The following is a 2,127-nucleotide window of genomic DNA, read 5'->3' as shown; positions in this document are numbered from 1 at the left end:
GGCGAAGGCGTCCGGGAAGGCGAAGACGGCCGCCACGGCAAAGGCGTCCGGGAAGGCCAAGGCGGCCGGGAAGGACGGTGCCCCCGCACCCGGCCCGCGCCGCCGCACCGTCCGGCTCAGGATCCTGGCCGCCCTGGTGGCGGGCGCCGCCGCCGTGGGCGGAGTGGTCGCCTACCGGACCGTCGGCGCCGAGACCGGGGAACGCCCGGTCACCGTCGACGAGGCCTCCCGGCTGGCCCTGTCGCGGCTCAACCTGTTCCAGGCCAGCCCCGTCATGCTCGCCCTGACCGCCGCCGAGGGCGGCGACGTCACCGTCCGGGTCGAGGGCGTCGTGGACTACCGCGTCCGCCGGGGCGTCGGCCGCTACCAGGTCACCGGCGCCGGCGGCCCGCTCGACCACGGCCTGGTGGTGTGGGACGCCGGCGGCCTCGGGCTCGCCCCCGAACCCGCCGGGGTCGACGGCCCGGCCTGGGCGCAGGCCGAACGCGTCCCCCGGCAGGGCTGGTCCCCCCGCTCCTACACCGCCGACCCGCTGGACGCCGGGCTCCAACTGGTCGTCCAGCTCGGCGCCGACCGGCCCGACAACCCGCTGCTGCTCGCCCAGTCCGGGGCCCGCCGGCTCCGGGGCCCGCCGGCTCGGCGGGGAGCGGCTCGACGGCCGGGACTACGACCGGTTCGCCGGCCCGCGCGCCCAGGGCGCCGCCCCGGACGGCGAGCGCTCGCCGCTGACCTACTGGGTGGACGGCGACGGCGGCCTGCGGCGGGTCACCATGCGGATGCCCGGGCTGGGCACGCCGACCACGGTGGAGTTCTCCGGGCAGGACGGCGGCGCCAAACTGCCCGAAGCCCCCTGGCTCACCGGCTGACCGTGTTACCCCCTTCGGCCTCCCGCCTCACCCCGCCGGGCGCGGCGGGAGCGAGCCGGCGTCCGTCGGCAGCGGGTACGCCGCCGGGTCCACCGGCCCCGGCAGCCCGGTCGCCGGGCGGCCCGGTGCCGCCGGGTCGGCCGAGGACGGCTGCGCGGGCGGGGCCGCCACCTGGCTGAACGGCACCCCCGGCGGTGCCTGCACCGGGGCCGGGCGCCCGGCGGCCAGCGGACCGCGCCCCTGGCCGCCGCAGGCCGCCACTGCCTCCAGCCCGTCCGGACTCTGGGTGCCGGGCCGGTTGCCGGTGAAGCAGTTGCCGGGATCGACCGAGGCGAGCACCAGGTCCGCGCCGTTGCCGTCCACCTGGTTGCCCTCGACCCGGTTGCCGCTCGCCGGATGGCCCGCCGGATCGGTGACGATCACCCCGGCCGCGCGGTTGCCCCGGACGAGGTTGCGCTCCACCCGGTTCGCCGTCCCGCCGCCGATCCCGATCCCGATGCCGAAGCCCCCGTCCGCCTGCTGCGGGGTGTCGGCGGCGTTGTTGTCGACGACCACGTTGCCCGCGATCACCGCGCCGTGCTGCGGCGCCAGTGCCTCCAGGTCGTTGGAGTTCACCGTGACGCCCACCCGGTTCCCGGCCACCCGGTTGCCCAGGATCGACAGGCCGTCCGAGGCGTTGGTCAGCTCGACCCCGACCGCGTTGCGCTCCACGGTGTTGCCGCGCACCAGAGTGTCGCAGGGCTTGCACTGGCCGACGTAGATACCGGAGTCGGCGTGCCCGGAGGCGTAGGAGTCCTCGATCACGCCGCCGCGCGCGTCGAACGCGTAGATGCCGTACAGGCCGTTGTTGTACGCCGTCACCCCGGTCGCCCGGAAGCCCTGCACGGGCGGGAAACGGGCGGTGTCCAGCGGGTCGTACGCCGAGCCGCCGGCGCCGCGCTGCTGCAGCTTCTCGTCGGTGACACCGGTGAACAGCACGCCGTTGGCCAGGTAGTGGTGCACGGTGAGGTTCTCCACCACCGAGCCCGGGCCGGTGACGGTGATGCCGTTGGCCAGCTTGAGGCCGCCGTCGAGCACCACAGCGGAGCGGTCGGTCCCGCGCAGCACCAGGTTGCTCCTGGCGACCCGCACGCTCTCCCGGTAGGTGCCCGGGCCGATCAGCACCGTGTCGCCGTCGCGCGCGACGTCCACGGCCCGCTGGACGGTGGGGAAGTCCTCCGGCACCCGGACCACGTTCCCGGCCGGGTGCTTGGCGTCCCCG

The 2,127-nt window shown here is 76.6% G+C and carries 1 protein-coding gene; it reads right to left on the bottom strand.

Annotated features, from left to right (window positions below; all coding sequences use genetic code 11):
- Positions 1-893: 893 nt before the first annotated feature.
- Positions 894-2,127: right-handed parallel beta-helix repeat-containing protein (locus VR45_RS38190; RefSeq protein WP_045944551.1), on the bottom strand; the 1,234-nt coding region annotated here is incomplete at its 5' end.

The organism is Streptomyces sp. NRRL S-495 (assembly GCF_000966955.1).
GTDB classification, from domain to species: domain Bacteria; phylum Actinomycetota; class Actinomycetes; order Streptomycetales; family Streptomycetaceae; genus Kitasatospora; species Kitasatospora purpeofusca.
The sequence above is the reverse complement of the archived record's forward strand: the minus strand, read 5'-3'. Positions and strand labels throughout refer to the sequence as shown.